The organism is Novosphingobium umbonatum (assembly GCF_004005905.1).
Classification (GTDB): Bacteria; Pseudomonadota; Alphaproteobacteria; order Sphingomonadales; family Sphingomonadaceae; genus Novosphingobium; species Novosphingobium umbonatum.
Window position 1 is genome coordinate 1 of sequence record NZ_SACO01000085.1, and the last position, 253, is coordinate 253.

The 253-nt window shown below is 58.1% G+C and carries 1 pseudogene; it reads right to left on the bottom strand.

Annotated elements, in window-relative coordinates:
• Window positions 1-129, bottom strand: a pseudogene (locus tag EOE18_RS18905) (integrase); the annotation flags it as partial.
• Window positions 130-253 lie beyond the last annotated feature (124 nt).

A 253-nucleotide genomic window follows, 5' to 3' on the forward strand; every position in this document is an offset into this window, starting at 1 on the left:
GCGCAGCGCAGAAACGATGCTGTTCATGGTCGGGATCCCTATGCCCGCCTCGCGCTGTTCGACCTGGAATTGCCGGAGTTCTTCTACCGTCGCAGTATCGGGGGGACGCCCAAGATATGTGGCGAACTGGACTTGTAACGGCTTTGTGCCGGTCACCTATCTCACTATGCCACCTTGGCCTCGAATGCGAGGGGGCTGATGCCGCCCAGATATGAATGGCGCCTACGTGGGTTGTAGAAGCCGTTGATGTACT